This window comes from Intestinimonas sp. MSJ-38 (genome assembly GCF_018917925.1).
Taxonomy (GTDB): Bacteria; Bacillota; Clostridia; order Oscillospirales; family Butyricicoccaceae; genus Pseudobutyricicoccus.
In genome coordinates, this window is sequence record NZ_JAHLPO010000007.1 from 46339 (window position 1) to 72435 (window position 26097).

Annotated in this window: 24 protein-coding genes and 1 tRNA gene; 4 read left to right on the forward strand and 21 right to left on the reverse strand. The window is 59.4% G+C overall.

The window, feature by feature from the left end:
• Window positions 1-161 precede the first annotated feature (161 nt).
• Window positions 162-710 (reverse strand): helix-turn-helix domain-containing protein, encoded by a 549-nt coding sequence (locus tag KQI26_RS06120; RefSeq protein ID WP_118747401.1) that lies wholly within the window; start codon window positions 708-710, stop codon window positions 162-164.
• 122 nt (window positions 711-832) lie between these two features.
• On the opposite strand from KQI26_RS06120, the gene KQI26_RS06125 reads away from it, so the two are divergent.
• Window positions 833-1198: a GNAT family N-acetyltransferase gene (locus tag KQI26_RS06125; RefSeq protein WP_371744095.1), complete on the forward strand. Its 366-nt coding sequence runs from the start codon at window positions 833-835 to the stop codon at window positions 1196-1198.
• On the opposite strand, the gene KQI26_RS06130 is transcribed toward KQI26_RS06125, so the two are convergent.
• The 16 genes from KQI26_RS06130 to miaB all read right to left on the reverse strand — a co-directional run bounded on the left by KQI26_RS06130 (window position 1195) and on the right by miaB (window position 20563).
• Window positions 1195-2958 carry a trypsin-like peptidase domain-containing protein gene (locus KQI26_RS06130; protein ID WP_216503720.1) on the reverse strand — a complete coding sequence of 588 codons (1764 nt, stop codon included), beginning with the start codon at window positions 2956-2958 and terminating at the stop codon, window positions 1195-1197. The two genes, KQI26_RS06125 and KQI26_RS06130, sit on opposite strands and share 4 nt — an antisense overlap.
• 111 nt (window positions 2959-3069) lie before the next feature.
• Complete coding sequence (locus KQI26_RS06135) at window positions 3070-3957, reverse strand: HAD family hydrolase (protein ID WP_216503721.1); 888 nt, start codon at window positions 3955-3957, stop codon at window positions 3070-3072.
• Between the two features lie 27 nt (window positions 3958-3984).
• A complete protein-coding gene (locus tag KQI26_RS06140) occupies window positions 3985-4911 on the reverse strand; it encodes an RluA family pseudouridine synthase (protein ID WP_216503779.1) in 927 nt (308 codons plus the stop codon).
• Entirely contained in the window at window positions 4911-5375 is a 465-nt protein-coding gene (lspA, locus tag KQI26_RS06145) for a signal peptidase II (protein ID WP_118747405.1), read from the reverse strand. The genes KQI26_RS06140 and lspA overlap by 1 nt, the downstream gene beginning before the upstream one ends.
• A 187-nt stretch (window positions 5376-5562) precedes the next feature.
• Window positions 5563-6270 (reverse strand): class II aldolase/adducin family protein, encoded by a 708-nt coding sequence (locus KQI26_RS06150; protein ID WP_216503722.1) that lies wholly within the window; start codon window positions 6268-6270, stop codon window positions 5563-5565.
• A gap of 426 nt (window positions 6271-6696) precedes the next feature.
• Window positions 6697-9513 (reverse strand): isoleucine--tRNA ligase, encoded by a 2817-nt coding sequence (gene ileS / locus KQI26_RS06155; protein WP_216503723.1) that lies wholly within the window; start codon window positions 9511-9513, stop codon window positions 6697-6699.
• A 54-nt stretch (window positions 9514-9567) separates the two neighbouring features.
• Complete coding sequence (locus KQI26_RS06160) at window positions 9568-10380, reverse strand: DivIVA domain-containing protein (protein WP_216503724.1); 813 nt, start codon at window positions 10378-10380, stop codon at window positions 9568-9570.
• Window positions 10381-10503: 123 nt separating this feature from the next.
• Entirely contained in the window at window positions 10504-10770 is a 267-nt protein-coding gene (locus KQI26_RS06165; protein WP_118747409.1) for a YggT family protein, read from the reverse strand.
• 13 nt (window positions 10771-10783) lie between these two features.
• Window positions 10784-11239, reverse strand: a complete 456-nt coding sequence (locus tag KQI26_RS06170) for a cell division protein SepF (protein WP_216503725.1) — start codon at window positions 11237-11239, stop codon at window positions 10784-10786.
• The gene (locus tag KQI26_RS06175; RefSeq protein ID WP_216503726.1) at window positions 11236-11958 is read right to left on the reverse strand and encodes a YggS family pyridoxal phosphate-dependent enzyme; all 723 of its coding nucleotides are present in this window, start codon (window positions 11956-11958) and stop codon (window positions 11236-11238) included. Before KQI26_RS06175 ends, KQI26_RS06170 begins: the two co-directional genes overlap by 4 nt.
• A 1-nt stretch (window position 11959) precedes the next feature.
• Window positions 11960-13171, reverse strand: a complete 1212-nt coding sequence (locus KQI26_RS06180; protein ID WP_216503727.1) for an HlyD family efflux transporter periplasmic adaptor subunit — start codon at window positions 13169-13171, stop codon at window positions 11960-11962.
• Window positions 13172-13227: 56 nt separating this feature from the next.
• Entirely contained in the window at window positions 13228-13464 is a 237-nt protein-coding gene (gene hfq / locus KQI26_RS06185; protein ID WP_118747412.1) for an RNA chaperone Hfq, read from the reverse strand.
• A gap of 58 nt (window positions 13465-13522) precedes the next feature.
• Complete coding sequence (gene miaA, locus KQI26_RS06190) at window positions 13523-14452, reverse strand: tRNA (adenosine(37)-N6)-dimethylallyltransferase MiaA (protein ID WP_216503728.1); 930 nt, start codon at window positions 14450-14452, stop codon at window positions 13523-13525.
• 3 nt (window positions 14453-14455) lie between these two features.
• Window positions 14456-16462, reverse strand: coding sequence for a DNA mismatch repair endonuclease MutL (mutL, locus tag KQI26_RS06195; protein ID WP_216503729.1), 2007 nt, complete (start codon window positions 16460-16462; stop codon window positions 14456-14458).
• A gap of 4 nt (window positions 16463-16466) precedes the next feature.
• Window positions 16467-19121 (reverse strand): DNA mismatch repair protein MutS, encoded by a 2655-nt coding sequence (mutS, locus tag KQI26_RS06200; RefSeq protein ID WP_253292707.1) that lies wholly within the window; start codon window positions 19119-19121, stop codon window positions 16467-16469.
• A gap of 17 nt (window positions 19122-19138) precedes the next feature.
• Window positions 19139-20563 (reverse strand): tRNA (N6-isopentenyl adenosine(37)-C2)-methylthiotransferase MiaB, encoded by a 1425-nt coding sequence (gene miaB / locus KQI26_RS06205; protein ID WP_216503730.1) that lies wholly within the window; start codon window positions 20561-20563, stop codon window positions 19139-19141.
• Window positions 20564-20701: 138 nt separating this feature from the next.
• On the opposite strand from miaB, the gene KQI26_RS06210 reads away from it, so the two are divergent.
• Window positions 20702-21310 carry a hypothetical protein gene (locus KQI26_RS06210; RefSeq protein WP_216503731.1) on the forward strand — a complete coding sequence of 203 codons (609 nt, stop codon included), beginning with the start codon at window positions 20702-20704 and terminating at the stop codon, window positions 21308-21310.
• A gap of 78 nt (window positions 21311-21388) precedes the next feature.
• Here KQI26_RS06210 and KQI26_RS06215 read toward each other — a convergent pair whose 3' ends face one another.
• The 4 genes from KQI26_RS06215 to KQI26_RS06230 all read right to left on the reverse strand — a co-directional run bounded on the left by KQI26_RS06215 (window position 21389) and on the right by KQI26_RS06230 (window position 24778).
• Window positions 21389-23143 (reverse strand): DUF262 domain-containing protein, encoded by a 1755-nt coding sequence (locus KQI26_RS06215; RefSeq protein ID WP_216503732.1) that lies wholly within the window; start codon window positions 23141-23143, stop codon window positions 21389-21391.
• Between the two features lie 156 nt (window positions 23144-23299).
• Window positions 23300-23704 (reverse strand): cell division protein SepF, encoded by a 405-nt coding sequence (locus KQI26_RS06220; RefSeq protein ID WP_253292709.1) that lies wholly within the window; start codon window positions 23702-23704, stop codon window positions 23300-23302.
• Window positions 23705-23863: 159 nt separating this feature from the next.
• A complete protein-coding gene (locus tag KQI26_RS06225; protein ID WP_216503734.1) occupies window positions 23864-24415 on the reverse strand; it encodes a DUF2284 domain-containing protein in 552 nt (183 codons plus the stop codon).
• On the reverse strand, window positions 24416-24778 hold the full coding sequence (locus tag KQI26_RS06230) for a cysteine-rich small domain-containing protein (RefSeq protein ID WP_371744096.1): 363 nt from the start codon (window positions 24776-24778) through the stop codon (window positions 24416-24418). It abuts the gene before it with no gap.
• Window positions 24779-24907: 129 nt separating this feature from the next.
• Between KQI26_RS06230 and KQI26_RS06235 the strand changes: the two genes are divergently transcribed.
• Complete coding sequence (locus KQI26_RS06235; protein ID WP_216503735.1) at window positions 24908-25702, forward strand: protein-ADP-ribose hydrolase; 795 nt, start codon at window positions 24908-24910, stop codon at window positions 25700-25702.
• A 235-nt stretch (window positions 25703-25937) separates the two neighbouring features.
• Window positions 25938-26025: transfer RNA gene (locus KQI26_RS06240), tRNA-Ser, on the forward strand.
• Window positions 26026-26097 lie beyond the last annotated feature (72 nt).

Consider the following 26097-nt stretch of genomic DNA (forward strand, 5'->3'; position numbering starts at 1 on the left):
TAAGAGTGCCTTTTGGCCCGGGTGGACACAACCAACCTTTTCTGTGGCACTCCGCCCGGGATTGCAAAGCAGCTCCTCCCGGGTGATGGTTTATCACACCCGGAGCACAGGAGCAAACAGCGCATACAGCCTGGGAGAGTTTTGGCCATCCCGACACGGGATTACCAGGTAAAGGGAACTTCGCCCCAGACGGCCACGCACTCTTCCTCATCCCCGGCATTCTGGAGATAGTGAAGAATGGTACTTTCAAAATAAATACTGTCACCGGGATGGAGCACATACTCCTCCTCCTCGGTGATCACCCGCAGAGTGCCGGAGATGATATACCCGCACTCGGCGCCCTCGTGGGAGGCCAGCACCGGCTTCTGGTCGGGCTGACGGCGGAACACCACCTTGTACATTTCGATCCGCCGGTCGGGATCGGGGGTGAGCAGGGCGTACTCGTTCCCCGCGCCGGACACTGTCCGATGCTCCCCGGCCCGCACCAATGTCACCTTGTTCTTCTGCTTATCCTCCTCAAAGAAGGAGGCCACGCTCTCCCCCAAAGCATTGCACAGCTTCCAGAACACATAAATGGAAGGCACTGTGGTATTCCGCTCGATCTGGCTGATCATGCCGGGGCTGACCCCGGCCTTCTCGGCCAGCATGGCAATGCTCAATCCTTTGTCCTTGCGGCATTTCTTGAATTTCGCGCCAAAATCAATATTCATATCGTCTCCGTCTTCCCTTTGACAAAATTTCTCCTATTGTCCATAATAAAAAGCAGGCTATTCCCTTCTTACTGGGATAAACCATTATCGAAAAAAACATCCGCCGCTATGCCCGCTTCGGGGTGGGGCTATGGGCGGCGGAGCTTTTGGAAACCGGGGAAGTCATCGGCCAATGCGGCCTGGTCCCCCAGACCCTGGACGAGCTGTCCTTTCTGGAGATCGGCTATCTGTTTGAGCGCCGCCGCTGGCGCCAGGGCTATGCCGCCGAAGCGGCCCGGGCCTGCCGGGACTATGGCTTCGATGTTCTTGCGGCCCCGGCGCTGTACAGCATCATCAAGCACGACAACCTGCCTTCCCAGAATGTGGCCCGGCGAGTAGGAATGACCCCCTGGAAAACAGTACACTATGTGGAAAAGCTCCAGGACACAGAGCACACCCTCTTCCGCATCACGCAGGAGCAATGGCCCCGGCCCTGGGGAAAAGGCTAAACGGGCTTGATCTCCCCTTTGAAGGAGCCCTGGTACCAATAGCCTTCCCGCTCCAGCTTGCCGGTGGTGCCGTAATAGCGGCCGTAGCCGTCAAACTTGCTGTTGCGGAACTCGCCCACATATTTCTCGCCGGTGACATAGGTGTAGACGCCTTCTCCCTCGAAGCTGCCATAGGCCAGCTCGCCCACATACTGGTCACCGCTTTTGAAGGTGTAGATGCCCTTGCCGTGCATCTGGCCGCCGGCAAACTGCCCTTCGTATTGGTCGCCGTTGTGGTATTTCAGCACGCCGTCCCCCTGGGCAAATCCGGCATAGAAATCGCCGGTATACAGGCTCTGGTCCTTGCTTTTATAATAGGTACCCTTGCCCCAGGGCATCCCCCGCTGGAAGGTGCCTTCGTAATAGCTGCCGTCGGCCCATTCCGCCCGGCCTTCGCCGTGAGGGGTGGCTCCGCCCAGCACCTCACCGGTGTAGGTGGCCTTCTTCCCCATCAGCGTCACCTGCATATTGGTGACCCGGCTGGTGGCGCCGGCCAGCTTTTCCAGGGTGATGGGATCATTCTTGTCCAGATATTCCTTCACATCGTTGATGGGCACGGCGAAGTTCAGATTCTGACCGCTGAGGGTGCCGGTGGTGATGCCCACGCACCGGCCTCTGCCGTCCAGCAAGGCCCCGCCGCTGCTGCCCGGAGAGATGGGCGCCGTGATCTGGATGTACTCCCGGCCGTCCACCACCCGGTTTGTGGCCGAGACGATGCCATTGGCGATGGTGTTGTCCAGGCCCTGGGGGCTGCCGATGGTGTACACCGTCTGGCCGCTGACCAGGGTGCTGGAATCGCCCAGAGGCAGGGTGGGCAGGCCCTGGGCGCTGATGCTCAGCACAGCCACATCCCGCTTCACATCATAGGCCAGCACATTTTCCACCGAATAGGTCTTGCCGTTGGGGAACTTCACCCGGGCGGAGTACGCATCCCGGATCACATGGTAATTGGTGACCAGTTTGCCGTTTTCCTCCACCGCGAAGGCACTGCCGGTACCGGTGGCCTGGCCTGCCGCGTCATAGACCTCCACATAGCACACCGCCGGGGAGCACTGGTTGAAGATCTGGTTGGCGGTCATTTCGCCCCCTGCGCTCTCCCCTTCCAGCACCGACAGAAGCCGGTCCATGGTGATGTAGGCCTGCTGGCGGGTGTAGAGCCCCGCAGGATCGAACCGGCCGCCCTCCACGCCCTTCATCACGCCGGTGGAAGAGGCGAACTTCACCGCCGTCACCGCGTAAGAGGCGATGCCGTCCCGGTCGGAGAAGGTGAGGGAACCGCCGGAGCCGGTGTATTCCAGCACCTTTGCGGTCTCATAGAGCATCTTGGCCGCCTCCTGGCGGGTGATGCTGCCCTGGGGACGGAAGGTGCCGTCCTCATAACCGTTGACGACGCCCAGGGCACAGGCATTTTCCGCGTAGTCGTCCTGGGTATCGGAAAAGGCATTTTCCTTGGTTTGCAGCTTCCGGTCGGCGATCACCTGACTGACGGGCTTTTCCTCCACCACTTCCACCATGGTCACGGCCAGGCGGCAGAACTCCTGGCGGGTGATGGGGGTCTGGTAGCTGCTTTGCAGATCGCGGGGCACAAGCCCCTGGGAGATGGCGCTTTCCACTTCGGTTTTGGCCCAGTCGGAGGGAGCGTCGGCCCCTGCGGCGGGCAGAGAGAGGGAAGCCGCCAGGGATAACGCTGACAAAAAGACAATAAAACGCTTGTTTTTCATAGGCGCACCTGACTTTCTTTGTGGGTGTTTTCCTTTGTTCATTTTACCACTTTTCACCAGGGAAAACAAACGAACAAAGGGTGAATTTTTCCTTTCAAAAAATGAAAGATTTTACAGATTACCGGGATAAATCCCTTCCAGCACCTGTACGGCGGCGGCCAGGGTGTCGTTATCGCAGTGGGGCAGGATGCGCCCGGCGATCTCCTGGATGGCCGGGGCGGCGTTTTCCGGGGCAAAGGACAAGGCGGCACATTCCATCAGTTCCTTGTCGTTCAGGTTGTCCCCCAGGGTGTACAGATGGCCCTTGTCGATGCCCTTGATGCGGCACACCGTCTGGGCGCCGGTACCCTTGTTGGCCCCCTTGGCCATCACCTCATAAAAATAGGGGGAGGAAAACTGCATGAAATACTCTTCCCCATACTTTTTCTGGGCGTATTCGGCCACCGGTCCCATTTTCTCCGGCTCGCCGGTGAGGTTGAACTTGACCCAGGGCTGGGGGATCTTTTCCAAAGGCCGCTCCACCAGGGGCAGGCGGATGGAAACGAAGTGCTTTTCGGTGATGGGATTGCTCCTGGCCACAAACTCCCCGTCGGCCAGAAAGACCTCAAAGCCCAGGAAGGGAAAGCGCTCCATCATGTCCCGTGCAAAGTCCCAGGCCGTTTTTTCTTCCAGGGGCTTTTCCCACACCGGGGCGTTTTTTTCAAAATCATAGACCACCGAGCCATTGAACAGCACCGCCGGGGCGTTGATCGCAAGCTCCGGCATAAAATATTCCATGGCCCGCTTGGCTCTTCCGGTAGCCACGGAGAAAAGGCCCCCCTGCTCCATAAAATACCGGGCGGCCTCCTGGTTTCCCCGGCTCAGCTGACGCTGGGAATTGAGGAGGGTCCCGTCCATATCGGTGAGGATCATCACCCCGTCAAATCGTCCCATCTTCCCTTCATCGCTCTCCTTGGGCATATACTGGGAGCTGATCATCACCCCATCAAATCGTCCCATGTTCCCTTCCCCTTTCTGGGATTTTTTCTATTCTTCGCTTTCTTTCCGCAGTTTTGCCAGAAAAGCGGCGAAATCCTGGGGCAGCGGACACTCCAGGCGCATTTCCTCCCCGGTGCGGGGATGACGGAAGATCAGCCGCCGGGCGTGGAGGCACTGGCCCTGCAGGCCCGACTTGTCCCCCCGGCTGCCATACACCGGGTCTCCGGCGATGGGATGGCCCAGGGATGCCATATGCACCCGGATCTGATGGGTGCGGCCGGTTTCCAGACGGCAGAGCACATGGGTATAGCCCTGGTACCGCCCCAGCACCCGGTAATGGGTCACGGCCCGCTTGCCATCTGGTACCACCGCCATCTTTTTCCGGTCCTTGGGGCTGCGGCCCAGGGGTTTGTCGATGGTGCCCTCTTCTTCCCGCAGCCGCCCCAGCACCACCGCCTCATATTCCCGGTGGAGGGAGTGGTCGGAAAGCTGCTCCGACAGATTCCGATGGGCGCTGTCGTTTTTGGCCACGATCAAAAGGCCGCTGGTGTCCTTGTCGATGCGGTGGACGATGCCGGGGCGCAATTCCCCGCCGATGCCCGACAGACTGCCGCCGCAGTGGTGGAGCAGGGCGTTGACCAGGGTGCCCTCTTCGTTTCCCGCCGCCGGATGGACCACCATGCCCTTTTTCTTGTTGATGACCACCACATCTTCATCTTCATAGACGATGAAGAGGGGGATGTCCTCGGGCTGGGCCTGAGCCGGTTTGGGCTGGGGCAGGGTCACCTGGAGGATGTCCCCTGCCGCCATTTTGTCCTTTTTGCCCAGGGGTTTGTCCCCTTTGGTCACCATGCCCTCTTCCAGAAGGTGCTGGGCGGCCGAGCGGGACAGCTCCGGCACCATGGCGGCCAGGAACACATCGCACCGGCTCCCAGCCATCGTTTCCGGCACGGTGAGGGTGATGCGCCCGTCCATCATTCCTTCCCTCCCAGGGTTTTGCCCTCCAGGAAGAGGAAATAGATCACCAGCATCACGCCGCCCACGGTGATGAAGATATCGGCCACATTGAAGATGGCGAAGCGGATGAAGCGCACCTCGAACATATCCACCACATAGCCCCGCAGCACCCGGTCGATGCCGTTGCCCAGGGCGCCGCCGATGACGAAGGCCGCGGCGATCTTGCCCCAAAGGCCCACGATGCAGCCTTTTTTCAGCAAAAGGAGCATGAGCAGGATCATCACCACGGTCATGCCCACGAAAAACAGCCGTTTGCCCTCCAGGATGCTGAAGGCTGCGCCCTGGTTTTCCGCATAGGTCAGGCTGAAGATGCCGGGCAGCACATCCCAGGAGCCCCCCGGCCCCAGGGCTTTGACGGCCCACCATTTCACCAGCTGATCTCCGGCCACAATGGCCGCTGCCAAAATACCATATAAAATCATACATTCCTCCGTGCAGTGGCTGCACTCCCATACTATGCGGCTCGAAGTTCCATGCTGTAACAGCCTTTTCTTATGCCGCATTGCTCAGCTTTTTCGTCTTTTACACTCCACCCGGCTGAGCAGCAGTGCAGTGCCTGCACTCCCATGTTGTGGAGCACGAACTGCGGTGCTGTAACAGCCTTCTCTTTCACCGCATGGCCCGGCGTTGCGACATACGCCCGTGGCGGCACTCCGCCGGCCTGCCGTGCATCCTGCGTTTTCCTTTTCTTGGCCTGGCGGCAGGCCGACTTGCCCGTGGCGGCTCGCCACCAGCGGAGGCACTCCGCTTCCGGCCCAGGTGAAGAGCAAAGTGCATGGCACAGGAGAGCTCGGCGGCACAGGCCGCATCCATGGCCTGCCACAGATCCTTGCCCATGGCCACAAGGCCGTGGTTTTTCAGCAGCGCCACCTGGTTGCATTGACCCATGGCGGCCACGGCCCCCTCCCCCACCTCCGGCGTTCCCGCCGTGGCAAAGGGTGCGCACTGCACCGGCCGGGCGCAGTAGCGGCCCAATTCCTGGTGCAAAAGGGGCACTTCTGCCCCCCTGGCCGCCATCATGCAGGCATACAGACTGTGGGTGTGCACCACCGCTCCGATCCAGGGAAAGGCCCGGTACAGCGCAGCATGAAGCCGCCACTCGCTGGATGGGGGCAGCCCTTCCAGCACATTCCCCCGGAGATCCATCACCGTCACATCCTGGGGTCGGATGAGGGCATAGGGCACGCTGCTGGGCTTGATGACCATATATTCCCCCGCCCGGGCGCTCACATTCCCCCCGGTGTGCAGGGTCAACCCCTGGCGCAGCATCTCGTTTCCGTAAAACACTACCTGCTCCCGCAGTTCTTCCAGCATCATTCCTTGTCCCTCCTGCCCAGTGGCCCAGTGGTGCAGTGCCTGCACTCCCATGTTGCGGGGCACGGACTGCAGTGCTGTAACAGCCTTCTCTCATGCCCCACGGCGTAGGTTGTTGCGGTTTCTTCATTGAGCGGAGAGCCTCCGCTCCCGTACTATGCGGCGGCCCAGTGCCTGCACTCCCATGTTGCGGGGCACGGACTGCGGTGCTGCAACAGCCTTTTCTTTCACCGCATGGCCCGGCGCTGCGGCATATGGCCGTGGCGGAGGCACTCCGCCGGGCGCGGCAGCGCAGTTTGGCCGTCCGGACACCGGACACTTGCAAAAATTCGAAAAAGTGGCTTTTGCCACTTTTTCGATACGCGCAGGGCGGCAGCCCATGGGGCCGCCGCCCTTGTTTTTGCTATAATCCAGGCTTTGAAAACCGGATCAAAGACCCATTTTGCTGACCACCTGAGCGCAGCGGGGGCACAGAGTGGGATGGGCTGCATCCTGGCCTACGGCGCCATCGTGCTTCCAGCAGCGCTCGCACTTCTGACCGGCGGCCTCTTCCACCAGCACCCGAACGCCCTCCACCGTTGTTTCGGCGGCGGTGTCATACAGCCCGGCGTCCTCCTTCACCTCCACCTGGGAGACGATGAACAGATCGGCCCACTGATTTTCGAAGGCCTGACGCACTTCTTCCAGAGCAGTATCCTGCACCGGTGTCTTTGTCACCAGAGTGACCTTGGCTTCCAGGCTCTTGCCGATCTTCTTCTGGGCCCGAGCGCTTTCCAGAGCGGCGTTGACGCCGTCCCGCAGGGTCTCCAGGGCGTCCCACTTTGCCATCTCCTCTTCCGGCAGAGCGTACTGCATGAAGGGCTCGTTCATCACATTGAGCACCACATTTCGCTGATCGTCCTCACTTTTGTGAGGCATGGCCTGCCAGATCTCGTCGCAGGTGAAGCACAGGATGGGCGCAAAGAGCTTTGTGATGGTGTCCAGAATCAGATACAGGGCCGTCTGAGCCGAACGGCGAGGCAGGCCGTCCTTCTCTTCGCAGTACAGCCGGTCCTTGATGATGTCCAGATAGAAGCTGGACAGATCCACCACGCAGAAATCGTTGATGGCGTGGGACACCACATGGAACTCATATTCGTCATAGGCCGCCTTGCACCGCTCCATCAGCTGGTTCAGACGGGTGATGGCCCACTTGTCCAGGGGCAGCATCTCCTGGGGAGCTGCCAGGTGATTGGGATCAAAGCCCGCCAGATTTCCCAGGCAATACCGGGCGGTGTTGCGGAACTTCAGATAGTTCTGGCTCAGCTGCTTGAAGATGTTGTCCGAGCAGCGCACATCCACATGGTAATCGGCACTGCCGGCCCACAGACGCAGCAGATCGGCGCCGTATTTCTGGAAGATCTCCGCCGGGTCCACGCCGTTGCCCAGGGATTTGTGCATGGCCTTGCCTTCCCCGTCCACGGTCCAGCCGTGGGTGACGCACTCCTTGAAGGGAGCGCCCTCACCCAGCGCGCCCACAGCGGTGAGCAAGCTGGACTGGAACCAACCGCGGTACTGATCCAGACCCTCCAGGTACATATCCGCAGGCCAGAAGCCCTGGTCCCGCTTCATGGACGCATAGTGGGTGGAGCCGGAATCGAACCAGCCGTCCAGGGTGTCCATTTCCTTCTCAAAGCCGTGGCTCCCCCCGCAGTGGGGGCAGACAAAGCCCTCCGGCAGGATGTCACAGGCTTCCATCTCATACCAGGCGTTGGAGCCTTTCTTTTCGAACAGAGCGCTGACGGCCTCTGTGGTTTCAGGGGTACAGATGGGCTTTCCGCATTCCTTGCAATAGAACACCGGAATGGGCAGGCCCCAGCGGCGCTGACGGGAGATGCACCAGTCGGCCCGCTCACGGATCATGGAGATCATGCGCTCCTTGCCCCAGCCGGGGATCCAGCGCACATTGTCGCAGGCGGCCACGGCCTCGTCCTTGAAGGCCTCCACCGAGCAGAACCACTGAGGAGTGGCTCTAAAGATGATGGGGTTTTTGCACCGCCAGCAGTGGGGGTAGGAGTGAACGATGTCCTCCTGGGCGAAGAGCATGCCGCTCTCCTTCATATCGGCCAGGATGACGGGATTCGATTCTTCGGTCTTCATGCCGGCATATTTTCCGGCGTAATCGGTGTGGCGGCCCTGGTCGTCCACCGGCACCACCATCTCCATGCCATAGCGGCGGCAAGTCTGGTAGTCATCGGCGCCGAAGCCGGGGGCGGTGTGCACGCAGCCGGTACCGGAATCCATGGTGACATAATCGGCCAGCAGCAGCCGGGAAGTCTTGGGCAGGAAGGGATGCTTGGCCAGCATATTCTCAAAGAAGGCACCTTCGTGGCGCTCGATGATCTCATAGGAATCAAAGCCGCCCAGGCCCATCACCTTTTCGACCAGGGCCTCGGCCATCACATAGATCTCCCCGTTGGGAGCCTTCACCAGCACATAGCTCTCCCGGGGATGCATGGCGATGGCCAGGTTGCCCGGCAGGGTCCAGATGGTGGTGGTCCAGATGACGAAATAGAGCTTGTCTTTGTCGATGTGGCTCAGCTTGCCCAGATCGTCCTCCATGGGGAACTTCACATACACCGTGGTACAGGGATCGTCCTGGTATTCGATTTCGGCTTCGGCCAGGGCGGTCTCGTCGTGAGGGCACCAGTACACCGGCTTGAGGCCCTTATAGATATAGCCCTTTTCGTACATCTTGCCGAAGATCTTCACTTCTTCCGCTTCGAATTCCGGGGCCATGGTCTTATAGGGATGGGCCCAGTCTCCCAGCACGCCCATGCGCTGGAAGCCCTTCATCTGCACATCGATGTAGTGCTGGGCAAATTCCTGGCAGGCCGAGCGGAACTGGGGGATGCTCATTTCCTTCCGGTTCAGCTTGTTCTGCTTGATGATGGCCGACTCAATGGGCATACCGTGGTTGTCCCAGCCGGGCACATAGGGGGTGTAATAGCCCCGCATAGCATAGAGTCTTGTGATAAAGTCCTTGATGGATTTGTTCAGGGCGTGGCCCATGTGCAGTCCGCCGTTAGAAAACGGAGGGCCGTCGTGGAGAGCAAAGCGGGGCTTACCCTCGTTTTTTTTCAGCATCTCGCTATAAAGATCCATCTTGTCCCAGTTTTCCAGCATGCCGGGCTCCCGCTTGGGCAGACCGGCCCGCATGGGAAATTCCGTTTGGGGCAGGTTCAGCGTTTCGTTGTAATCGGCCATTGGTACAGTACCTCTCTATATATTTTTTTAATTTTGTTTTGCCGGGGCGATGGCTCAGCCCTTCAGATCCTCATCGGGCTGATAATCCTTGCCGAATTTCAGGTTTTCAAACTTGAAGCGGGCGGTGTCCTCCAAAGAGGCGGCCTCCTGCTTTGGTTCTGTGGGAGCGGGGGCGTCCTGCTGGCCCAGGGAGGCCTGGAGGGCTTCCTCGGCGGCCTGCTGGGCCGCCTGGACCCGCTCAAAGACCCGGGTTTCCAGCATGGGGTCCACCGCATCCTGCTTTTCCGGCTTCTCCCCTTCTTCCGCCGCAGCGGCGGGGGCCGAAGGCACCGTGGGCACGGCGACGGCAGGGGCCGCAGGAGGCACCACGCTGCCTGCTTCGGGGGCGGAATCGGCGATCATCTGGATGGCGGTGATGCTCTTTTGCAAAAGCTCGATCACCGTCTGGGAATAGGCGGCCGAGACCTCCCGGGCCTGACGCAGCCGCTCCTCTTCCTCATGGATGGTCTGCTGCATTCCGGCCACCCGGCCTTCGGCCTCTGCATGGGCGGCTTCCAGGATGTTTTCGGCCTCCCGGCGGGCATTGTCCAGCACCTGCTGGCTTTCGGCCTGGGTCTTCTGGATCAGCTCCCGGGCAGTGACCTGGGCAGAATAGAGGGCCTTGCGCATTTCCTCGTCCACGCTGCGGTATTCCTCGATCTTGTCCACCAGCACCTTCATTTTGTTTTTCAGGTTCATGTTTTCCTTATAAAGGGCGGTATAATCGGGGATGAGCACATCCAGAAACTCATCGATGCCCGCCATATCGTAACCGCCGAACACGGCCTTTTCGAATTTTTTATTATGCAGCTCCTGAGGGGAGATCATATCGGTTTACACCCACCTTTTTTCTCTGTATGGCATTCCGGACGGCGCCGGGGAAAGGCCCAAACACCGCGGCCCCAAGAAGGCCCTGGGCCCTCTTGGGGTGAATGTACTGTTTTCCCCTGATCACAGCATATTTTCCAGCATGATCAGAACCATATAGGCCAGAAGAAAGCTGATGTCCAGGGGGAAGCCCCGCAGCGCAGGGATGCGGCTGAGCAGGGCCCGGAAGGGCATGATGATGGGCTCGGTGAAGAACACCAGGGCCTGGTGCAGCCGTCCGCCCTGGGTCTGGGGGAACCAGCTCATCACAGCCCGCACCAGCATCATCAGCTCCAGCACGGAGATCAGACTCACGGCCACGGAGCGAAAGATATAATAGATATAGGTCAAAAAGCGCCTCCCATCAGATATAAAGGCCGTTGTTTTCCAGCTCGTCGATCAGATCCCCCAGAATGTCCACATTATAGGGGGTGATGATATAGGTGCTGGCGGCCACCTTCTTGATCTTGCCATCCAGGGCGTAGGTGACGCCGCTGAGGAAGTCCACCAGCCGGCGGGCCGGCTCCTTGGCGGTGTCCTCCAGATTGAGCACCACCGTGCGCCGCTGACGAAGGTTGTCGGCGATCTCGGCGGCATTCTCGAATTTTTCCGGCTTGACCAGCACCACCGAAAGCTGGGTGGTGGTATTGATATTGACGACCTTGTTATTCCGGCGGGCGGCCCGTTCGGCCCGGTCGTTGTCGGGCTCGGGGCGGGACGGTGCGGGGGCGGGAGCGGCGAACTCTTCTTCCTCCCGCTCTTCTTCGTCCTCGTCCTCATCCCCTCTGGCCCAATGCTTCAGGTCATCGATAAAACTCATGGCGTTTCCTCCTTATAGATCCGGGGGCCGTAGATTCCGGTGCCGATACGCACCAGGGTCGCGCCCTCCAGGATTGCGTCAACATAATCGTGGGTCATACCCATGGACAGGCAATCCATATGGACATTATCGTATCTTTTGGACTTTATGTCAACGAAAAGTTGGCGCAAAGCGGAAAAATAGGGGCGGTTCTGCCCTTCTTTGGCAGAAATGGGTGGAATTGCCATCAGTCCCCGCACCCGGATATGGGGAAGCTGACAGATATTTTCCAGAAGCCGGGGCAGCTCTTCGGGGAAAACGCCGCTTTTGCTTTCCTCCCGGCCGATGTTCACTTCCAGCAGAATATCCTGGCACAGGCCCTTCTTCCCGGCCTCCTTGGAGATGACCTGCCCCAGCTCCAAAGAATCCACCGAATGGATGAGCCGTGCTCTTCCCACGGTGTACTTCACCTTGTTTTTCTGCAAATGGCCGATCATGTCCACCTGCTTGCCGCCATAGGCCCCGGCGTCGAATTTGTCCACCAGCTCCTGCACCCGGTTTTCTCCAAAGAGATCGATGGGCAAGGCGGCCGACAGCGCCACGATCTCTGCACTCTGGGTTTTGCTGGCCGCCAGAAGGGTGATCTCCTCCGGCGCTCTCCCGGCTTTCCGTGCAGCCTCTTCCATCTGCTGGCGGATCAGATGCACCCGCTCTTCCATCTTCCTGCGCATTTCTTCCATGCTAGCTTACCACCTTTCGATTCTCGATGTCCTTGGCTTTGACCACCATTTTATCGTATCGGGTCAGCTCCCCGTTTTTGCCGGTGTCTTTGGCCACATAGAAGCTGTCGGTTTGGAAGAGGATGGTGATCTTCTTGAACACCACCTGGGCCCCCTCCAGACAGTAGGCGCCCCATTCTCCGTCCTCATTCTGCCGCAGGGCCTCCTTGGGCACCTTCAGCCCGGTGCAGCGGCGCAGGATGATGTCCGCCGGCTGATCCCGGGCCATGAGCAAAGCCGCGTTCATGTACCCGCTTTCGAACACCGCCACCCACTCCCCGCTTTGATCTTGGTGCACATCGTACACCGAGCAGGAAATGTCCTCCGCCAGAAGCTGGGGGAAACGGAGGGTGACTCTGCTCACTTCTTTCAGCCGTTTGGCCTCATCCGCCGTCACCTGGGCGGCAAAGTACCAGCTGTAACCGTCCACCACCTTGCCGATGGCCTCGCTGCCGGCCTCCTTGCGCGCCACCACCTGGGTGATGGCGTCGGCGGACAGGGTTTTCAGGCTTTCGGGGGTGAGGGATTCCTCACAGCCGTCGGTACGGCCCACAAAATACCCGGCGGCCGGAGCGGTCACCGCCGCGCCGCCCTGGAGGGAGGCGTCGATCTGGGCCTTCTGGATCTCCAGCTCCTGGAGAATGGCGGCATAATCGGTGCCCCCCTTCTGGGCCACGCCCCGCTGGACGATCATGGCGTCCAGCTTGGAGGAATATTCCTCCGCCTGGCTCACCAGTCCCTGATCCAGCTTGGCACCCAGCTGAAGCATATTCATTTTGATCAGGGAGTCCAGCTTGACCCCATCGGAACCGTCGGTCATATGGGTGAAGGCGTATTTCACGCTTTCGATCTCCTCCCCCAGAGACTGGGACTGGCGATAGAGGGCCAGCCGGTTTTCATCGGTGAAGAACTGGGCCACGGCCTGGCCCTTGGCCACCTTTTCCCCCTCATCGGCCAGGAAGGCCACCGTGCCCCCCTGCTGGGGGTAAAGGGGCGTCTCCCGGCGGACAAAGATGCCGGTGGCGGAGATCTTGTCCTGAGCGGTGACCTCCAGCGCATCAGCGGTGACGATTTTTTCGGTGAGGTTCTCCATCACCTGATAGCCCATATAGACCACCACCAGCAAAGGCAGCAGCACGGCTCCCAGGGATTTGAAAAAGGTTTTTCGGCTCATATGCTGTCAAAGGGCCTCCTGCCCGGAATATCGGACGCCGCAAGGGGGGAAGGCCGTCAGCTTTCCTGGCTTCCCCACGGTTCCACCTTGGTTTGGGGCACAATGGTGGAAATGGCGTGTTTATAGATGAGATATTGTTTTCCCTCGCTGAGAAGCAGCAGCGTGAAGCCGTCAAAAGAGCTGACCACGCCCCGCTGCTGAAAGCCGTTGACCAGAAAGAGGGTCACCGGCACCCGCTGCACCCGCAGCGCATTCAAAAACTGATCCTGCAAAGCGCTTCTGTTTTCCTGCATTTTCTGTTTCCTCCGTCCATAAGATAAAAAGTTCCCCCTTTTTCGGGGCCATTTCATCTTACAGCCAGGAGAGCGCGAGGTCTGTCGCAATTTGTACCAAAGCGGGAAATTCCTCCGGTTTTTCGTATTCCAGCCACCGCAGGCCTTCCACATGGCTGAAGTAAGTCAGCTGGCGCTTGGCGTAGTTGCGGCTCTTGCGCCGCAGCAGATCGGCGCTTTCTTCCAGGGAGCACTCCCCCCGGAGGAAGCCCAGCATCTCCTTATAGGCGATGGCCTGCAAGGCGGTGCCCTGCAAAAGCCCCTCTTCCCAAAGCTGTCGGGTCTCCTGCAAAAGCCCTTCCTCCAGCATTTTGGTCACCCGGTGGTCGATGCGCTCATACAGGGTGCTCCGCTCTTTGGGCCGCACCCCCAGCCATAGCGCCTCATATTTTGGGGCCGCCAGCCTGCTCTGCTCTTCAAACCAGGACAGGGGCTTTCCCGTCTGGCGGAACACCTCCAAAGCCCGCACCACCCGCTTCTGGTCCTGGGGGTGCAGCTTCCGGCTCTTTTCCGGGTCCGCCCGCATGAGCTCCTGCCAGAGGGCCTGGGGGTCTTTTTCCCACTGCTCCATGAGCTGGCGGCGCAAAAGGGTGTTCTGACCGCCGGGGCCGAAGTCGGTCCCCCGCAGCAGGGCTTCGATGTAAAGGCCGGTACCTCCACACACAATGACCCGCTTGCCCCGCTCCAGGATGTCCTCCACGCACTGGGCGGCCTGTTTGGCATAGAGGGACACCGAGTACTCTTCCCCCGGCCATATCACATCGATCATATGGTGCCGGGCCTGCTGCTGTTCCTCCCATGTGGGTTTGGCGGTGCCGATGTCCAGCCGGCGATAGATCTGCATGGAATCGGCGGAGACGATCTCTCCCCCCAAAGCCTGGGCCAGTTCAATGGCCAGGGCGGTTTTTCCCGCAGCGGTGGGCCCGGCCACCACAATGACTTTTTCCATCTTCTAAAGCACCCTCTTGAACATTTTCTCGATCTCCCGCTTGGTCAAATGAACGATCACCGGCCGCCCATGGGGACAGGAGCGGATGGCCGGATCGCCGATCACCTTTTTGGCAAAGTCCTCCCGCTCCTTGTCGTCGGTAAAGGTTCCCGCCTTGACAGCGGCCTTGCAGGCGATGCTCTCCAGCAATTCTTCATAGAGCTGGGTGCGGTCTTTCCGGTGGCTGAGGATCTTCTCGGCCAGATCGGAGAGCACAAACCCGGCATCCTCTTTTTCCAGATACATGGGCACCTGGCGGAGGATCACCGCACCGTCGCCGAAGTCCTCCACCTCAAAGCCCGCCTTCTCAAGCAGCTCCTTTTCTTCCAGCAGGGCCTCTTTTTCCCTTCCGCACAGGTTCACCGTCTCCGGGGCCAGAAGCACCTGGGGACTGGTGCCCTCGGATGTGCGCTCCAGGCGGTTATAGATCATGCGCTCGTGGGCGGCATGCTTGTCGATGAGCATCATCTCCCCTTCGCCCTCCACCAGAATATAGGTGGAAAACACCTCTCCCACCACCCGGATGGCGTTGGCCTTCTCCAGGTAGGACAGGGGCTTTTCCGGCTCCACCGGCAAAGCGGGGGGCAAAACAGTCTCTGCTTCCCTGCTCCTGGCCGCCTGGGCATCCTCCATGCCCGGGGCGGCCACGCCCCGCACCTCATCGGGCCCATCTCGGAAAAGGATCTTCCGGGCGCCGTTTTCCTCCGGATCCAAAGTGAAGCTGCGGCTTTTCCAGCCGCCGCTTTCCCCCTGGTTTCCCTTGGGGGCAAAGGAGCGGCCGCTCCCCTTTTCTTCCCGCTCATATTCCCTGGCCGGCGGCGCATAGGAGGGGCGGATGGCGGCATGGGAATGATCCATGCGCAGCTGGGGCTGCTCCCTTTCCTCCTGGGGCTGCTGGAACAGGGGTTTCAGACTGGGCCGGTAGGGACGCTTGGGCACGGGCGGCTCTTCCTCTTGCTCCTCGGGCGCCTGGAGCAGCACCCCGTCCCCTTCCAGCGCGCCCCGCACCACCTGATAGATGGCGCTGAACACCTCCCGCTCCCGGGCGAACTTCACTTCCAGCTTGGCCGGGTGCACATTCACATCCACCGCCCCGGCGGGGACTTTCAGGGAAAGGAAACAGGCAGGGAAACGGCCGGAGGTGAGGTGGCCCTGGTAGGCCTGCTCCACGGCGGCCCCCAGCAATCGGGAGCGCACCGGCCGTCCGTTGACGAAGAACTGCTGCATGGACCGGTTGGCCCGGGAGAAGGTGGGCTTTGTCACAAACCCCATCACTTCTGTCTCCCGGGCGCCCCCGCGGAGGGTGAGCAGCTCTTTGGTGAAGGAGCCGCCGTAGATGGCGTAAAGCACCGACATCATGCTGCCGTCTCCCGGGGTATACAGCCCATCTTTTCCGTCCTTGATGAATTTCAGGGTCAGCCCGGGATGGGCCAGCGCCACCTGTTCCGCCGCCTGCTCCACATAGGAGGCCTCGGTGGAGTCCTTTTTGAGGAACTTCATCCGGGCAGGGGTGTTGAAAAACAGATCCTTGATCACAATGGTGGTGCCGTCGGGGCAGCCGGTCTCCTCCTGCTCGATGATCTCCCCCCCTTCCAGGGCCAGATGCAGCCCCAGGGGTGCCGAACGGGTTTTGGTGAACAGATCCACCCGGGACACCGAAGCGATGGCCGCCAGGGCCTCACCCCGGAACCCCAGGGTATGGATGCTTTCCAGATCCCGCTCCCCTTTTATCTTGCTGGTGGCATGGCGGAGGAAAGCAGTGGGAGCATCCTCCGGCTCCATGCCGCCGCCGTTGTCGGTGACCCGGATATAGGTGATGCCGCCCTGGCGGATCTCCACCGTCACAGCATCGGCCCCGGCGTCCAGAGCGTTTTCCAGCAGCTCCTTCACCACCGACGCCGGACGCTCCACCACCTCCCCGGCGGCGATCATATTGGCTACCTGGGGAGCCAGAACGGAAATTTTTCCCATTTTTTCAGCACTCCTTGGCAAGTTTACACAGTTCGTACAGCAGTCCCAGCCCTTCGATGGGGCTGAGGGTGTCCGGCTCCAGCTTCCGCAATTTTTCCAGCACTTCTTCTCCCATGGCGGCCCCCAGGGTCATCTGGCCTTCCGGCGCTTCCGGCTGGGAAGCCTTTTTCCGGCACTCCGCCTTTTGCTGGGGGGCCTGCTCCAGCAGGCTTTCCAGCACCTGCTTGGCCCGCTGGATCACCGAGTCAGGCAGCCCCGCCAGCTTGGCCACCTGGATGCCGTAGCTGTCGTCGGCCCCGCCGGGGACGATCTTCCGCAAAAAGGTGATGTCGTCTCCCCGCTTCTTCACCACCACATTGTAGTTCTTCACGCCGCTCACCTGGCTCTCCAGCTGGGACAGCTCGTGGTAATGGGTGGCAAACAGGGTTTTGGCCCCCAGGGTCTTTTTGCTGGCGGCGTATTCCAGCACCGCCCGGGCGATGGCCATGCCGTCATAGGTGGAGGTGCCCCGGCCGATCTCGTCCAGAATCAGCAGGCTGCGGTGGGTGGCCTTTTGCAATATGTCGGCCACTTCGCTCATCTCCACCATGAAGGTACTCTGGCCTCTCGTCAGATCGTCGGAGGCCCCCACCCGGGTGAACACCTGGTCGCAGATGCCCACATGGGCGCTTTTGGCCGGCACAAAGCTGCCGCACTGGGCCATGACCACGATCAGGGCCACCTGGCGCATATAGGTGGATTTGCCCGCCATGTTGGGGCCGGTGATGATGGACACCCGGTCGTCCCCTTCGTCCATATAGGTGTCGTTGGGCACGAACAGCTGATCCTCCAGCATCTTCTCCACCACCGGATGCCGCCCTTCCCGGATGTCCAGCACCCCGGAATAGTCCACCTCCGGCATCACATAGCCGTTTTTCTCGGCGGCCAGGGCAAAGGAGCACAGAGCGTCCAGCCGGGCGATGGCCCGGGCGGTGCGCTGGATGCGGTGGGCCTGCATAGCCACCTTGTCCCGCACCTTGCAAAACAGCTGGTATTCCAGGGCGGTGAGCTGTTCCCCGGCAGAGAGCATCTGGCTTTCCAGCTCTTTCAGCTCGGGGGTGATGAACCGCTCGCTGCCGGTGAGGGTCTGGCGGCGGGTGTAATCCTCGGGGGCCTTGTCGGCATAGGATTTGCTGATCTCGATATAGTAGCCAAAGACCTTATTGTAGCTCACTTTCAGCTTGGGGATGCCGGTGCGCTCCCGCTCCCGCTGCTCGATGGCAGCCAGGGTGCCCTTGCCCCCCTTGAGCAGATCCCGCAGCTGGTCGATTTTTTCGTCAAAGCCCTCCCGCAGCAGGTTCCCCTCCCGCAAAGAGAAGGGCGGCTCTGTGGAGATGGCCCGGTCGATGAGGTCGGCCACATCTTCCAGGCAGTCGATCTCCTCCCACAGCTCTTTCAGGTACTGGCTGCCGCCAAAGCCCTCCAGGTTTTCCTTCACCTGGGGAATGGCGCAGGCCGTCTGCCACAAAGAGCGGAGATCCCGGCAGTTGGCGCTGCCATAGACCACCCGGCTGATGAGCCGCTCCAGGTCAAAGACCCCCCGCAGCCCTTCCAGCACCCCGTCCCGCCGGGGACGGTCCCCCAGAAGGGCCTGGACGGCATTCTGCCGCAGGGCGATCTGGGCGGCGTTCACCAAGGGTTTTTCCAGCCACTGGCGGAGCAGCCGCCCGCCCATGGCGGTGCGGGTGTGATCCAGCACCCACAGAAGTGAGCCTTTCTTTTCCCCAGAGCGCATCACCTGGCAAAGCTCCAGATTTCGCCGGGCCGCCGGGTCCAGGCCCATGAACTGGGCCTTGGTGTAGACCTCCAGCCGGTTGATCTGGCGCAGGTCGTTTTTCTGGGTCTGATGCAGGTAGGAAAGCAGTCCCCCCACCGCGCCAATGAGCATGGGCCGGCCCTGGATGTCCTCCTGCAGCTGGGGAGTGTCCTCAAAATGCTTTCCCATCCACTGCCGCCCGGCCTCTTCGGTGAAATCCGCTTCTTTCCCCCGCTCGATCTGGCAGGAAAGGCGCTTTGTCAGGAAGGCCAGCACCTCTTCCTGCTCCATGGCCTTGGGGGACAGCACCGCTTCACTGGGCTCAAAGCGGGCCAGCTCGCTGATGACGGCGCCGGCAAGCCCCTTGCCGAACATCTCGATGGCCTGGGTCTGGCCGGTGGAAATGTCGCAGAAACAAAGCCCGGCCCCGTAGGTGTCGTCCCACTGGATGGCGCAGATGAAGTTGTTCCGCTTCTCATCCAGCATGGTGCTTTCCAGCAAGGTGCCCGAGGTGATCTTCCGGATCACATCCCGCTTTACCAACCCTTTGGCGGTGGCCGGGTCCTCCATCTGCTCGCAGATGGCCACCTTGTAGCCCTTCTGGATCAACCGGGCGATATAGCTTTCGGCGCTGTGGAAGGGCACGCCGCACATGGGCGCCCGCTCGGGAAGGCCGCAGTCCCGGCCAGTAAGGGTGAGCTCCAGCTCCCGGGAGGCCACCTTGGCGTCCTCGAAGAACATCTCATAAAAATCCCCCAGCCGGTAAAACAGGACGGCGTCGGGGTTCTGCTCTTTCACCGCCATGTATTGCTGCATCATGGGGGTGAGCTTCTGTTTCTCCCCCGCCTGCTTCTCTTTTGCCATGTGTCCTCCCCTTTTCCTCAGTCCTGGATCTCCCCGAAGAGGGACCAGGTGGTGTGCTTTGTCACTTTGGCCTGGACGAACTGGCCGATCCGCCCCTCCCCGGCCCCTTTCAGGCGCAGCAGCTTCTGGCCCTGGGTGCGGGCGGTGAGGGGATACTCCTCATCCTGCCCCACGCCGTCCACCAGCACGGTCATGGTCTGCCCCACAAGCAGGGCATTCTGCTCGTTTGCGATCCGGTTCTGCACCTCCAGCAGCTGCTGGAAGCGGCGCTTTTTCTCCTCCATCGTCACTTTGTCGTCGATTTTGGCGGCCACTGTCCCTTCCCGCTTGGAATAGATGAAGGTGAACAGATTGTCAAACCGAACCTTTTCGATCAGGCTCAGGGTTTCTTCAAATTCCTCCTGGGTCTCATTGGGGAAGCCCACGATCACATCGCTGCTCAGCGTCATATCGGGCATATACTTCCGGGCCAGGTCGATGAGCTCCAGGTATTGCTCCCGGTTATAGGACCGGTTCATCTCCCGGAGCACCCGGCTGCTGCCCGACTGGAAGGGCAGGTGCAAGTGCTTGGCCGCCTTGGGATTTCCGGCCATCACCTGGAAGAGCTTTTCCGAAGCGTCCTTGGGATGGCTGGTCATGAACCGGATGAGAAACTCCCCTTCCTCCTGGCACAGACGGTCCAGCAGATCGGCAAAATCCCAGCCGGCCTGGGTGTTTTTGCCGTAGGAATTCACATTCTGCCCCAGAAGGGTGATGTCCCGGGCGCCCGCGGCCAGAAGGGAGCGGAACTCGGCGATGATCTGCTCCGGCTCCCGGCTGCGCTCCCGTCCCCGCACATAGGGGACGATGCAATAGGAGCAGAAGTTGTCGCAGCCGTACATAATGGGCAGCCAGGCCTTCACCGACCGGTCCCGGTTGGGCTCTACCCCTTCCAGGATCACCCCGGAAGCATCCCCGGAGATGTCAAAGACCCGCTTGCCCCCTTCCAGCCTGCGCCACAGAAGCTGGGGGAATTTATAGAGCACATGGGTGCCGAAGAGCAAGTCCACCACAGGGAAGCTCTTTTTGATCTTTTCGGCCACCCGCTCCTGCTGGGCCATGCAGCCGCACACCGCCACGATGAGATCGGGATTGCGGCGCTTCTGATGCACCAAGGCCCCCACATTGCCATAGACCCGCATTTCGGCATGTTCCCGCACGGCGCAGGTGTTGAACAGCACCAGGTCGGCCTCTTCCGGCTCATGGGTGAAGGTAAAGCCCATCTGGGCCATCATGCCCCGGAGTATTTCGCTGTCCGATTCATTCTGCTGGCAGCCGTAGGTGTCGGTGCAGGCCACGGGCGCCCGCCCCAGCTTTTCCTGATAATATTGATGGATGCGCTGGCTGTACTCCTGCTGGCGCAAAAGTTCCTCCTGGGATACTGTCACCGGTGTTTTTCCCATGTTGTCCTCCCCTTGTTTTTTCGTCAATGCTAATAAAAAAGTATAACACCTTTCCCCTTTTTTCGCAACGGCAGCGGGGAAAAAAGGGGCATACTCCCTATGAACGCCCCATACACTGACAGCAAGGGGGGAAGGACTGTGACCGAAAAAACAAAAAACCGGCTGTATCTGGCGGTGTGCATTGCCTGCCTGCTCACCTGCCTGCTGCTCATCGGCAGCATCTTCTGGGAGGGCCGCACCCGGCCTGGCGATGCCCAGCCTGTGCCTACAGAGCCGGAGAGCGCCCAGGGGGCCGGAACAGGAGGAGAACAGATGCTCATCACCGAGGAATATGCCAAAGAGCTTTTGCAGCAGCGTCTGCCGGAGGGCCTGCCTCTGGAAGGGCTGAATGTGCGCATCAGCCGGGAGGGGCTGGTGGCGGTGGAAGGCCAGACGGCCCGGGACGGACTGCGGGATTATCTGAAAGCCCAGGGGGTGGACCTGGGGCTGCAGGGGGAACTGATGCTTTCCCTTCTGCCCCAGAAGATCTCCATCATGGCGGCCTTTTCCTGCCAAAGTAGGGAAAACGGACAGATGACGGTGACTCCGGCGGCCCTGGAGCTTTCGGGCCGGGAGATCGACCCCAGCCTGCTGCCTTCGGAGTGGACGGGGCAGCTGTCCCGCCTGCTTTCGGGGCTTTTGTCCGAGGCCGGCGGGCCTTATAGCTCCCTTTCCTTCCGGGACGGAGCCTTTGTGCTCATCCCCTAGCTTGTGAAAAAAGCGGCCTTAAGCCACTTTTTTTGAAACAAATCCCCCGGAGGAAATCTCCGGGGGATTTGGCATATGCTACCCAATGTTCCAGATCATTTCGCTTAGCTGGTACAGCATCTCCTGCCGCTCCTCAATGGCCTGTTTGTTCCACTGGGGCCAGGCCCGCAGCAACCGGTTGGTACGGTTGATGGCTGTATCCTGTCCCTGATCCACCAGACCGGGCAGAGAAGATGTGATATAAAACTTGGACTGTTTGTAGGATGCCGCCTTGCTTTCATACAGATCGTTGTGAATGGATTTGTTGATGCTGTTTTCCAGCAAAGTCAGGTTGCCCAGCCGGTGCAGATAGATGGGAAACTCCTCCTCGTCCACACCATAGGCACCCTTATTTTCACAGGTCTGGGGCATGATGTGCTCGATCTCCACCGCCGTCTGGGTGTAGACCGTCAGATCCTCTGCCGTGGTCTTGCCCAGCCGCAGCCCGTCCACATAGGCGGTGATTTTTCCCAGGATAAACTTGATGCGGTATTGCTGCATACTGTTCAGTCCCAGGCGGAGGAAATTGGAATGGTTGTCCTGCTTCCAGTCCCGCACCTCCGGCAGAACGGTCTCCTGCACAAATTCATCCAGCTGTTGGGGCGTGACGATGTGCCGCAGGCTCCGGCACCACTGGGCAAAGATGTGCTCGGTCACATTGGTGGCCACCCGGTTGATGACCCCGTAATAGATCACCGATTCCACCACCGCTTTCCACTGGGCAAAAGCCTCCTCCTCCATGTTGGAAGCCGCCAGCATCAGCATCAGATGGAGCTTATAGGATTTGCCCGCCAGCAGAGGGATGTTTTTCAGATGCACATTTCCCCGGGAAAGATCATCGGGCATCCTGCATTTCACATACAGGTCCACCTGTTCCATCATTTTCTGCACAAAGGCAAAGGGCGCTTCCCGGTAACGGCACTGGTCGTTGTTGCGGGTGAGCCAGCTGTAAATCTGATCCTCGCGGAGAACGCCATCCTTCTCCTTGGATGTGTCGTAATTGGCCATGATAAAATACCGGAGGAAGCGGAGGGGTTTTTCGTCGATCTTCTCCAGCGCCCGGGTGATGTATTTCCAGTTCATGTTCAGCTCTTTGAATTTGCTCCGCTCCACCTGACGGAACACCATGTTTTTCAGCAGATCCATGGGGTCCAGGCCCTTGCCCCGCTGGTTGATGGTTTCAAAGATCTTCAGCGCATCGGTGATGTCGTAGGTCTCGATGCGCACAAAGCTGGTTTTGTTCAGCAGAAACACCACAAACTTTTTCAGATCGGCGATTTCCGGAAACTGTTCCCCCAGGAATTTCTGGGCCGTCTGAAAGGCGTTGAACAGCCGCTCGCCCGATTGGGTCAGATGGCCGGGCTTTTCCTGCCCTTTTTCGATCAGCTCCAGGCAGTTTCCCGCATCCTCATATTGCAGCTGAAGATGGTATAAATTGATCACATCCCCATCGTTGTTCATGGTGGCGCTGTAAATCAGGTTTTCCAGCACGCTGGTCTGCTGCCCCTGGGCCATGTAAATCTGTTTGATGGCGCACAGAAGGATGAAAAAAGTGGTCAGGCGCTGCTGCCCATCGATCAGCTCAAACTGCCCGCCGGAATCGCAGGTGACAATGGTCCCCAGAAAATAAGGTTTCCTGTTGTCCTCCTGGTAAGCGTCCAGCAAATCGGCCAGCAGCTGCTCCACCTGTTCATCCTGCCACACATATTCCCGCTGGTAATCCGGCACGATATAGTGGTCCTTGAATGCCGAAATAATGGAATGGTCGTTGTATTTGATATGGGTATCTGCCATCTTCCCCACCCTTTTCCTCTTTGATTCATCGGTCTCTTTATTGTTATACAAGGCTTTCCCCTTTTTTGCAAGCCCCTGCCTGGGCTCTTTGCTCCCTGTCTGCAAAAAAGAGCCATTCTGCTTTGCAGGCAGAATGGCTCTTTCCTTGATTTGTTTTTAGAAATACCGCTGCTCCTGGGTCTCATCGGTGAGCTCCACGCTATAGGGAGCCACCAGATAAGCGCCTGTGGCGATCTGGGCGATGTGCCCGTCTCTGGCATAGGCGGCGCCGCTGATGAAATCGATCATGCGGCGGGTGACCTCCACAGTGGCGGCCTGCACATTGAGCACCACCGTGCGGCCGGCCTTCAGCTCGTCCACCACCAGGCTGGCATCTTCAAAGCGATTGGTGCGGATGGATGTAATCTGGAAAGCAGCCGCCGGAGCAGGCATGGCCATCTCCTCCGTCCGGGCACGCTCCGCCTTCCGGGGCGCCAGAGCCCGGTTCTCCTCCACTTCGTATTCGTACTCGTCCTCGTAATCCTCGTCGTCATAGCCCATAAAGGACCGGACCTTATCCATCAGCGCCACAGCAGACCCTCCGTTTTATCTTCGGCCAAAGGCTTGGCCATAAGTTTTTCATCTTTATATGAGATTATAGCCTATTTTCCCTGGTTTGACAAGGATATTTTGTCGACTTTTCCCTGCAAAAACCCACTTTTTTCGCCCAAAATTTCCCTTTCAGGACAAAAACAGACCGCAGAGCAGCACCTGATAGGGCGGCAGCCCCTCCTGGGAAAAGAAAATGGGAAGGCACAGAACTTCCCTGGCCAGGTCCACCACCGAAAAGCCCAGGCTCTCCAGAGAAAGGCGCATTTTCTCCGGAAAACGGCAGGGTTTTCCCTCCGGCCGGGCGCAATGGGCGCACAGACGGCAGCCCCCATGGGTCAGCCCCAGGCTGCCCGGATGGCTTTGTTCCAGCCGGAGCATTTCCTCATGGGCGGCTTTGCCATACTGGGCGGCGCAGCTTTCCATGAAAGCGCCGGCTTTTTCCGGCGAGGCAACTTCCCGGCGCAGCTCCGGGGAAAAATGAAGCACATGACAAAAAAGCCGAATTTTGGAAAATTGCTCCAGATCCGGCAGGGCGCCTTCCTCATAAGGCGGGCAGGACCACAAGGCTCCATACCGGGGACAGGCCCGGCAGAAGCCCCAGTATTTTTCCCGGTCGTAAAAATCCATCAGCCGGGAAAGGGGGATTTCCCCCTCCCGCTTTTCCACTGTGACGCCGGCCATTTACTTTTCGCTTTCCGGGGCCTTGGACTTTTCCTCTGCGGCCTTCTGCTTTTGCAGCAGCTCGACCAGCTCCCCGAAGCGGCCCACGATGTAGCCGTAGTTGTCCTTTTTATGAGGGATCATGCACTGGCTGCAATCCTTGATGCCCCCATAGGTATACTGGAAATTGCCGCCGCACTTGTCCCCCAGGGCATAGAGGGGGCAATAGCAGAACAGGCAGTTGAAGTTCTCCTTGTCCTCGGTTTGGTGGCAGGGAAAAAACTCGCATTTTTCGTGGCGGAAAAAGGAGTACTGGCTCCCTCTCCACATTTCATTGCCCTCATACAGATCGGGGATTTCGTCCAGAATGTTCTTCTCGTCCATGGTGCACCTCCGGCTGTTTTTCTTCATTATTTATATATTATACTGCCCCCTGAAAACCCCGTCAACAAAAATCCCCCATTTGCAAAGGGGAAGGGATTGTGATACCATCAGAAAAAAGGAGGGGTTTTCATGGATCAGCAGCAAAGGCGGGAATTTTTGCTTCGTTTTCTCTTGGGGGAAAACAAGCGGTATGAGGGCAAATCCATCCCCCCTTCCCCCGAAGGCCAGCGGAAACTGCTGCGGGCCCTGATGAATCTGCGCCCGCCCAAACCGGTGCCGGAAGAAGTTCTGGCGGTCCAGGATGATTATCTCAAAGAGCGGCTTTCGGAGCGGGGCGTGGCCTCCTTGTCCGCCCTTCTTCCCTCTCCCCTGTTTCCCCGGGCTGCGCTCTGGCGTGGGGACATCACCACCCTGCCGATGTCCGCCATCGTCAACGCCGCAAACTCTGCCCTTCTGGGCTGCTTTGCCCCGGGCCACCACTGCATCGACAACGCCATCCATACCTATGCCGGGATGCAGCTACGGCTCTATTGCCATGAATACATGGAAAAACAAGGCTATCCCCAGCCCACCGGCGTGGGGGTGCTCACTCCGGCCTTCAATCTGCCCTGTGAGGGGGTCATCCATGTGGTGGGGCCCATCGTCCACGGCACCCTCACCCAGAAGGACAGGCAGGCACTAAAGCAAAGCTATCTGTCCTGTCTGGGCATCGCCCAGCGGGAGCAGATGGAATCGCTGGCCTTCTGCTGCATTTCCACCGGGGCCTTCCACTTTCCGCCGGAGGAGGCCGCCGCCATCGCGGTGCATACGGTGCTGGATTTTCTCAAAGACTCGCCCTATCCGAAAAAGGTGGTGTTCAACACCTTCACCCAGGCGGACGACGCACTCTACCGCACCTTGCTGCATCTGCCCTCTGCCCCTTGACAAACGGGGATTTTTCCGGTATGCTGTTAAAGCACCATGCAGCGGTATCGAAGTGGTCATAACGGGGCTGACTCGAAATTTCGGCAGGGCCTGTGATTTTCGTCCCCCCGCTTCTCCTTGATGTTCCTCAACACAGAAAATCTCAAAATCGAATATTTTTTGCCGTCTCTCCTGTTTTCTCTCCAACGAATTTTTGAGCAAATTTTTGGAAAGAAAACCGGACGAAAATAGACACGGAGAGTTGTCCGAGTGGTCGAAGGTGCAGCACTCGAAATGCTGTAGACCGAAAGGTCTCTAGGGTTCGAATCCCTAACTCTCCGCCACAAAAAGCCTGTAATCACGCCGATTACAGGCTTTTTTATTTTTGCCCAAAGGATAAGCCTGCACGATCTTCG

Coding starts and splice junctions, on each gene's coding strand:
- mutL (WP_216503729.1), bottom strand. CDS start 16,462: ATGGGAAAAATTTCCGTTCTGGCTCCCCAGGTAGCCAATATGATCGCC.
- KQI26_RS06180 (WP_216503727.1), bottom strand. CDS start 13,171: ATGAGCCGAAAAACCTTTTTCAAATCCCTGGGAGCCGTGCTGCTGCCT.
- KQI26_RS06150 (WP_216503722.1), bottom strand. CDS start 6,270: ATGATGCTGGAAGAACTGCGGGAGCAGGTAGTGTTTTACGGAAACGAG.
- hfq (WP_118747412.1), bottom strand. CDS start 13,464: ATGCAGGAAAACAGAAGCGCTTTGCAGGATCAGTTTTTGAATGCGCTG.
- miaA (WP_216503728.1), bottom strand. CDS start 14,452: ATGGAAAAAGTCATTGTGGTGGCCGGGCCCACCGCTGCGGGAAAAACC.
- KQI26_RS06230 (WP_371744096.1), bottom strand. CDS start 24,778: ATGGACGAGAAGAACATTCTGGACGAAATCCCCGATCTGTATGAGGGC.
- KQI26_RS06220 (WP_253292709.1), bottom strand. CDS start 23,704: ATGGATAAGGTCCGGTCCTTTATGGGCTATGACGACGAGGATTACGAG.
- KQI26_RS06175 (WP_216503726.1), bottom strand. CDS start 11,958: ATGGAAGAAATGCGCAGGAAGATGGAAGAGCGGGTGCATCTGATCCGC.
- KQI26_RS06135 (WP_216503721.1), bottom strand. CDS start 3,957: ATGGGACGATTTGATGGGGTGATGATCAGCTCCCAGTATATGCCCAAG.
- KQI26_RS06170 (WP_216503725.1), bottom strand. CDS start 11,239: ATGAGTTTTATCGATGACCTGAAGCATTGGGCCAGAGGGGATGAGGAC.
- ileS (WP_216503723.1), bottom strand. CDS start 9,513: ATGGCCGATTACAACGAAACGCTGAACCTGCCCCAAACGGAATTTCCC.
- KQI26_RS06120 (WP_118747401.1), bottom strand. CDS start 710: ATGAATATTGATTTTGGCGCGAAATTCAAGAAATGCCGCAAGGACAAA.
- KQI26_RS06215 (WP_216503732.1), bottom strand. CDS start 23,143: ATGGCAGATACCCATATCAAATACAACGACCATTCCATTATTTCGGCA.
- KQI26_RS06160 (WP_216503724.1), bottom strand. CDS start 10,380: ATGATCTCCCCTCAGGAGCTGCATAATAAAAAATTCGAAAAGGCCGTG.
- miaB (WP_216503730.1), bottom strand. CDS start 20,563: ATGGGAAAAACACCGGTGACAGTATCCCAGGAGGAACTTTTGCGCCAG.
- KQI26_RS06130 (WP_216503720.1), bottom strand. CDS start 2,958: ATGAAAAACAAGCGTTTTATTGTCTTTTTGTCAGCGTTATCCCTGGCG.
- mutS (WP_253292707.1), bottom strand. CDS start 19,121: ATGGCAAAAGAGAAGCAGGCGGGGGAGAAACAGAAGCTCACCCCCATG.
- KQI26_RS06235 (WP_216503735.1), top strand. CDS start 24,908: ATGGATCAGCAGCAAAGGCGGGAATTTTTGCTTCGTTTTCTCTTGGGG.
- KQI26_RS06225 (WP_216503734.1), bottom strand. CDS start 24,415: ATGGCCGGCGTCACAGTGGAAAAGCGGGAGGGGGAAATCCCCCTTTCC.
- KQI26_RS06140 (WP_216503779.1), bottom strand. CDS start 4,911: ATGGACGGGCGCATCACCCTCACCGTGCCGGAAACGATGGCTGGGAGC.
- lspA (WP_118747405.1), bottom strand. CDS start 5,375: ATGATTTTATATGGTATTTTGGCAGCGGCCATTGTGGCCGGAGATCAG.